This window comes from Pseudomonas sp. CBZ-4, assembly GCF_000346755.1.
GTDB lineage: Bacteria > Pseudomonadota > Gammaproteobacteria > Pseudomonadales > Pseudomonadaceae > Aquipseudomonas.
In genome coordinates this window covers 1-7078 of sequence record NZ_ANNV01000012.1, presented here as the reverse complement: position 1 = coordinate 7078, position 7078 = coordinate 1, and the positions used below count along the sequence as shown (strand labels likewise).

Here is a 7078-nt window from a genome sequence, read left to right as displayed (position 1 = left end):
GAAGCGCTGGCCGACAATGCGCAGATCACTGTGACTGCCGAAGTGACCTTCGATGGCAGTACCAACAGACCAAATGCGGTGGAGTTTTCTTCGACGAATTACACGATCAAAAAGGCTATCACTACGCCGGTTACATTGACTGTGCATGATTCCAAGGGACAGATCCTCAACGGTGGAACGACCTACGATACCAGTGTGACACTCAGAGGTACTGCCGCCGCGAATCAGAAAGTCTGGATATATGAAAACAATACCTTTCGGGTTGAACGCACAGCGAGTGGCACCGGCAGTTGGGACTATGTGCGCAGCGGATTACAGTTGGCAAGCTATTCGTACAGAGCGGTCGGGCAATATGGAAGCTACCCACCATCTGGGACAGTTACTATCACCCGTCGACAAGCCTTGCATATTGACCAAAGTACGATGAACTTGAATGGGCGTGCTGTTATTGCGGCCGGCTGGAACAAGATTGGACAATACCCCGGTAATTCTCAAACCCGAACGGCTACCGGAGGGCAAACTCCCTACACTTACACGTCGAGAAACTCAGCGGTGGCATCCGTTTCACCCACAGGTTTGGTGGCTGGGATGCGAAACGGCACTACGGTTATAGATGTGACCGACAAGCTGGGGAATAAGCTCTCATTTACGGTCAACGTCAGCAATGTATGGCAACTGCGTGAAAATCGAAACGCCATGAGCTGGGGGCAAGCGGTTGACTGGAGAAAATCGCTGCCAGGTGCCGTGGGCATTTACTACGATGACGGTATTCGATTTATGGGAACAGCTTATGGATGGCCTCTTCCGGTTCCGTATGACTCCTATTATTGGCTATGTACTGAGCCGCAGTGCGACGCTTTCACTGGGGTGTACTGGGACTCTCTCAAGGACTCGCACGCGGTTTGGTGCATAAATAAAAATATCCATACTTGGGCGTGGTGCCTGCAACCTTGATTGACATTACACCTCGGCGGGACAGATCAGCTTGTACAGTGGTCTGTCCCGTCGTTTTATCCCTATTGTCGCAAAAACCACTCAGTGCAAAAAAGTATCAGTCCCAGTGCTCCCAAGGATTTGTCACACCGCCATTTCAAGGCTGTAATCAACCGCACACTCTTCCTGACTCCCTGTAGGAAGACACAACAACAATAACTGTCCTTCTGTAGCCCCCTGGGCGCGGAAACGGAGTGCGCGATGAAGTTCACAGCAAAAGCTCTGCTTGCCTCTACCTGCTTGACTATCAGCGCCGTCAGCCTTGGCGCGCAAACCTTGACCATTGCCACCGTCAACAACAGCGACATGATCCGCATGCAAAAGCTCTCGAAAACCTTCGAAGCCGAGCACCCGGAGATCAAGCTGAACTGGGTGGTGCTTGAAGAAAACGTCCTGCGCCAACGCCTGACCACCGACATCGCCACCCAGGGCGGGCAGTTCGACGTGTTGACCATCGGCATGTACGAAGCCGCACTGTGGGGCGCCAAGGGCTGGCTGGAGCCGATGAAGGACTTGCCGGCTTCCTACGACCTCGATGATGTATTCCCTTCGGTGCGTGACGGCTTGTCCGTCAAGGGTTCGCTGTACGCCCTGCCGTTCTATGCCGAAAGCTCGATCACCTATTACCGCACCGACCTGTTCAAGGACGCCGGGCTGACCATGCCCGAGCACCCGACCTGGACGCAGATCGGCGAATTCGCCAGCAAACTCACCGATAAAACCAAAGAACAATACGGCCTGTGCCTGCGCGGCAAAGCCGGTTGGGGCGAGAACATGGCGCTGATCACCACCCTGGCCAACGGCTACGGCGCACGCTGGTTCGATGAGAAATGGCAGCCGGAATTCAACGGCCCCGAGTGGAAGGACGCGCTGAACTTCTACGTCGACAACATGAAGAAATCCGGCCCACCGGGTGCGTCCAGCAACGGCTTCAACGAAAACCTCGCGCTGTTCAACAGCGGCAAGTGTGCGATCTGGGTCGATGCCAGCGTGGCCGGCTCATTTGTCACCGACAAAACCCAGAGCAAGGTGGCGGACCACGTCGGCTTCACGTTTGCCCCCCACGAGAAGACCGACAAGGGCACTTCGTGGCTGTACTCCTGGAGCCTGGCGATCCCCACCAGCTCCAAGGCCAAGGACGCCGCCAAGGTGTTCGCCAGCTGGGCCACGTCCAAGGAATACGGCGCATTGGTCGCCAAGACCGATGGCGTGGCCAATGTCCCACCGGGCACCCGGACTTCGACCTACAGCGAGGAGTACATGAAGGCCGCGCCGTTTGCCAAGGTGACCCTGGAATCCCTGAAAGTCGCGGACCCGACCAAGCCGACGCTCAAGCCGGTGCCGTATATCGGCATCCAGTTGGTGACCATTCCTGAATTCCAGGCGATTGGCACCCAGGTGGGCAAGTTCTTCTCGGGGGCGCTGACCGGTCAGCAGACGGTGGATGCGGCACTGACTGCCGCGCAGACCACTACCGAGCGGGAAATGAAGCGGGCCGGCTATCCCAAATAAAGCAGCCTCCCCCCTGTAAATGTGGGAACCCGCTTTCTGTGGGAGCCGGGCTTGCCCGCGATAGCGGTGTGTCAGTGGATGAATCTGTTTGCTGACACACCACTATCGCAGGCGAGCCAGCTCCCACATTGACCGCGCTCCGACGCTGGCTCCGCCTGTAATCGACTGGCCTTGAATACCATGAATACACCCGCCAAAAACCGCCTGGCCAACCCCGGCTGGTTCCTTGTCAGCCCCTCGGTGGCCCTGCTGCTGTTGTGGATGATCGTGCCGCTGGGCATGACCCTGTACTTTTCGCTGATCCGCTACAACCTGCTCTACCCCGGTGAAAACCAATTCGTCGGGCTGGAAAACTTCACCTACTTCATCACCGATTCGGGCTTCTTGCCCGGCGCCACCAACACCTTGTTGCTGGTGGGCAGCGTGCTGCTGATCAGCGTGGTGCTGGGCGTGTTGATCAGCGCCCTGCTCGAAGCCAGTGAGTTCTTCGGTCGCGGCCTGGTGCGGGTGTTGTTGATCTCGCCGTTCTTCATCATGCCCACCGTCGGTGCGCTGATCTGGAAGAACCTGATTTTCCACCCGGTGTCGGGGATTCTCGCCGCCGTGTGGAAGTTCTTCGGCGCCGAACCGGTGGACTGGCTCGCGCACTACCCGTTGCTGTCGATCATCATCATTGTCTCCTGGCAATGGCTGCCGTTCGCCATCCTGCTGCTGATGACCGCCATGCAGTCCCTCGACCAGGAACAAAAGGAAGCCGCGCGCCTGGACGGTGCCGGCGCCATCGCGATCTTCTGGCACCTGACCCTGCCGCACCTGGCCCGGCCGATTGCCGTGGTGGTGATGATCGAGACGATCTTCCTGCTCTCGGTGTTCGCCGAAATCTTCACCACCACCAACGGCGGCCCCGGCTACGCGTCCACCAACCTCGCCTACCTGATCTACAACCAGGCGCTGGTGCAGTTCGACGTGGGCATGGCCTCGGCCGGCGGCTTGATTGCCGTGGTCATTGCCAATATCGCGGCGATCATCCTGGTGCGGATGATCGGCAAAAACCTGACTGACAAGCCTTGAGGGCCGCGCCATGACGCTTCAACAATCCCGCCGCCTGCAAAGCCTGTTGCTTGGCACGTTGGCCTGGGCCATCGCGATCCTGATCTTCTTCCCGATCTTCTGGATGGTGCTGACCAGCTTCAAGACCGAAATCGACGCGTTCGCCACGCCGCCGCAGTTCATCTTCACGCCGACGCTGGAGAACTACCTGCACATCAACGAGCGCAGCAATTACTTCGCCTACGCCTGGAACTCGGTGGTGATTTCCTTCAGCGCCACGGCTTTGTGCCTGCTGATCTCGGTGCCGGCAGCCTACTCCATGGCCTTCTACGAAACCCAGCGCACCAAGGGCACGCTGCTGTGGATGCTGTCGACCAAGATGCTGCCACCGGTGGGCGTGCTGATGCCGATCTACCTGTTGGCCAAGAGCTTTGGCCTGCTGGACACACGTATCGCGCTGATCATCATCTACACCCTGATCAACCTGCCGATTGTGGTGTGGATGGTTTACACCTACTTCAAGGACATCCCCAAGGACATCCTCGAAGCCGCCCGCCTCGATGGCGCCACCCTGTGGCAGGAAATGGTCCGCGTGCTGCTGCCGATTGCCAAGGGAGGCCTGGCCTCCACAGTGCTGCTGTCGCTGATCCTGTGCTGGAACGAGGCATTCTGGTCGCTGAACCTGACCTCGTCGAATGCCGCGCCGCTGACCGCGCTGATCGCCTCCTACTCCAGCCCCGAAGGCTTGTTCTGGGCCAAATTGTCCGCCGTGTCGACCCTCGCCTGTGCGCCGATCCTGATCTTTGGCTGGGTCAGCCAGAAACAGCTGGTGCGCGGTTTGTCCTTCGGCGCTGTTAAATAATAATTCCAAGCGGAGGCCCATCATGGCCAACCTGAAAATCAAGAATCTGCAAAAAGGCTTCGAAGGTTTCTCCATCATCAAGGGCATCGACCTTGAGGTGAACGACAAGGAATTCGTGGTCTTCGTCGGCCCGTCGGGCTGCGGTAAATCCACGCTGCTGCGCCTGATCGCCGGGCTGGAAGAAGTCAGCGACGGCACCATCGAACTGGACGGTCGCGACATCACCGAAGTGACCCCGGCCAAGCGTGACCTGGCGATGGTGTTCCAGACCTACGCCCTGTACCCGCACATGAGCGTGCGCAAGAACATGTCGTTCGCCCTGGACCTGGCGGGCGTGGACAAGAAGCTGGTGGAAAGCAAAGTCAGCGAAGCCGCGCGCATCCTCGAACTGGGCCCGTTGCTGGAGCGCAAGCCCAAGCAGCTGTCGGGCGGCCAACGCCAGCGCGTCGCAATCGGCCGCGCCATTGTGCGCAACCCGAAGATCTTCCTGTTCGACGAACCGCTGTCCAACCTCGACGCCGCGCTGCGCGTGCAGATGCGCCTGGAGCTGGCACGCCTGCATAAAGAACTGCAAGCGACGATGATCTACGTGACCCACGATCAGGTCGAGGCCATGACCCTGGCCGACAAGGTGGTGGTGCTCAACAGCGGCCGCATCGAACAGGTCGGCTCGCCGCTGGAGCTGTACCACCAGCCGGCCAATCTGTTTGTCGCGGGGTTTCTCGGCACGCCGAAAATGGGCTTCCTCAAGGGCAAGGTCACCCGCGTCGACAGCCAGAGTTGTGAAGTGCAACTGGATGCCGGCACCTTGATCAGCCTGCCGTTGAGCGGTGCAACCTTGAGCGTGGGCAGCGCGGTAACCCTGGGCATCCGCCCGGAGCACCTGGAAATCGCCACCGCTGGCCAAACCACCCTGACCGTCACCGCCGACGTCGGCGAGCGCCTGGGCAGCGACACCTTCTGCCACGTCAACACCGCCAACGGCGAGCCGCTGACCATGCGCATCCGTGGCGACATGGCCAGCCAATACGGCGAAACCCTGCACCTGCACCTCGACCCGGCGCACTGCCATCTTTTCGACACCGAAGGCAAAGCCGTGGCCCGCCCACTGCGCGCTGCCGCCTGATTTTGCGAGAGTTGTGATGAAACTGAATAAACAGAACCTCACGCGGTTGGCGCCAGAAGTACAGTTGCCGACCTATACCCCGACCGCGCAGGGCATTGCCCATATCGGCGTCGGCGGTTTCCACCGCGCCCATCAGGCGTATTACACCGATGCGCTGATGAACACCGGCGTTGGCCTGGACTGGAGCATCTGCGGCGTCGGCCTGCGCAGCGAGGACCGCAAGGCCCGCGACGACCTGGCCGGTCAGGACTATCTGTTCACCCTGTATGAACTGGGCGACACCGACGACACCGAAGTACGCGTGATCGGCGCGATCAGCGACATGCTGCTGGCCGAAGACAGCGCCCAGGCGTTGATCGACAAGCTCGCCAGCCCCGAGATCCGCATCGTCTCGCTGACCATCACCGAGGGCGGCTACTGCATCGACGACAGCAACGGCGAGTTCATGGCCCACCTGCCGCAAATCCAGCATGACCTCGCGCACCCCAAGGCGCCGAAAACCGTGTTCGGTTTTCTCTGCGCGGCCCTGACCCAACGCCGCGACGCCGGCACCCCGGCGTTTACCGTGATGTCCTGCGATAACCTGCCGCACAACGGCGCCGTCACGCGCAAGGCACTGCTGGCGTTCGCCGCCCTGCACAACGCCGACCTGCATGCCTGGATCGCCACGAATGTGAGCTTCCCGAATGCCATGGTCGATCGCATCACGCCGATGACCAGCACCGCCCACCGCCTGCAACTGCATGACGAGCACGGCATCGACGATGCCTGGCCGGTGGTGTGCGAACCCTTTGTGCAGTGGGTGCTGGAAGACAAGTTCGTCAACGGCCGCCCGGCCTGGGAAACGGTCGGCGTGCAGTTCACCGATGACGTGACGCCCTACGAAGAGATGAAGATCGGCTTGCTCAACGGCAGCCACCTGGCCCTCACCTACCTGGGCTTCCTCAAGGGCTATCGGTTTGTCCACGAGACCATGAACGACCCGCTGTTCGTCGCCTATATGCGCGCCTACATGGACCTGGACGTCACGCCCAACCTGGCGCCCGTGCCCGGCATCGACTTGACACACTACAAGCAGACCCTGGTGGATCGTTTCTCCAACCAGGCGATTGCCGATCAGTTGGAGCGCGTGTGTTCCGATGGTTCGTCGAAGTTTCCGAAGTTCACCGTGCCGACCATCAACCGCTTGATTGCCGATGGCCGCGAGACGGAACGTGCGGCGTTGGTGGTGGCGGCGTGGGCGTTGTATCTGAAGGGTGTGGATGAGAATGGCGTGCGCTACACGATTCCGGACCCGCGTGCGGCGTTCTGCCAGGGCCTGGTCAGTGACGATGGCTTGATCAACCAGCGGCTGTTGGGGGTTGAAGAGATTTTTGGCACGGCTATTCCCAATTCGCCTGGGTTTGTGGCAGCGTTCGAGCGGTGTTTTGTGAGCTTGCGCGACCATGGCGTCACCCAAACCCTACAAACCCTCCTGAAGAAACCGGCTTGAAAAATGTGGGAGCTGGCTTGCCTGCGATAGCGGTGGTTCAGTC

The 7078-nt window shown here is 59.8% G+C and carries 6 protein-coding genes; all 6 read left to right on the top strand.

Annotated elements, in window-relative coordinates:
• Positions 1-954 (top strand): Ig-like domain-containing protein (locus B348_RS1000000130600; RefSeq protein ID WP_177325303.1); only part of this gene is annotated, 954 nt, incomplete at its 5' end.
• A 240-nt stretch (positions 955-1194) separates the two neighbouring features.
• Positions 1195-2505 carry a sugar ABC transporter substrate-binding protein gene (locus B348_RS0102160; protein ID WP_017734520.1) on the top strand — a complete coding sequence of 437 codons (1311 nt, stop codon included), beginning with the start codon at positions 1195-1197 and terminating at the stop codon, positions 2503-2505.
• Positions 2506-2685: 180 nt separating this feature from the next.
• Positions 2686-3576 carry a carbohydrate ABC transporter permease gene (locus B348_RS0102155; RefSeq protein WP_017734519.1) on the top strand — a complete coding sequence of 297 codons (891 nt, stop codon included), beginning with the start codon at positions 2686-2688 and terminating at the stop codon, positions 3574-3576.
• 10 nt (positions 3577-3586) lie between these two features.
• Positions 3587-4417 (top strand): carbohydrate ABC transporter permease, encoded by an 831-nt coding sequence (locus tag B348_RS0102150; RefSeq protein ID WP_017734518.1) that lies wholly within the window; start codon positions 3587-3589, stop codon positions 4415-4417.
• 22 nt (positions 4418-4439) lie between these two features.
• Positions 4440-5543, top strand: a complete 1104-nt coding sequence (locus B348_RS0102145) for an ABC transporter ATP-binding protein (protein ID WP_017734517.1) — start codon at positions 4440-4442, stop codon at positions 5541-5543.
• A 16-nt stretch (positions 5544-5559) separates the two neighbouring features.
• Positions 5560-7035, top strand: a complete 1476-nt coding sequence (locus B348_RS0102140) for a mannitol dehydrogenase family protein (protein ID WP_017734516.1) — start codon at positions 5560-5562, stop codon at positions 7033-7035.
• The last annotated feature ends 43 nt before the right edge of the window (positions 7036-7078 follow it).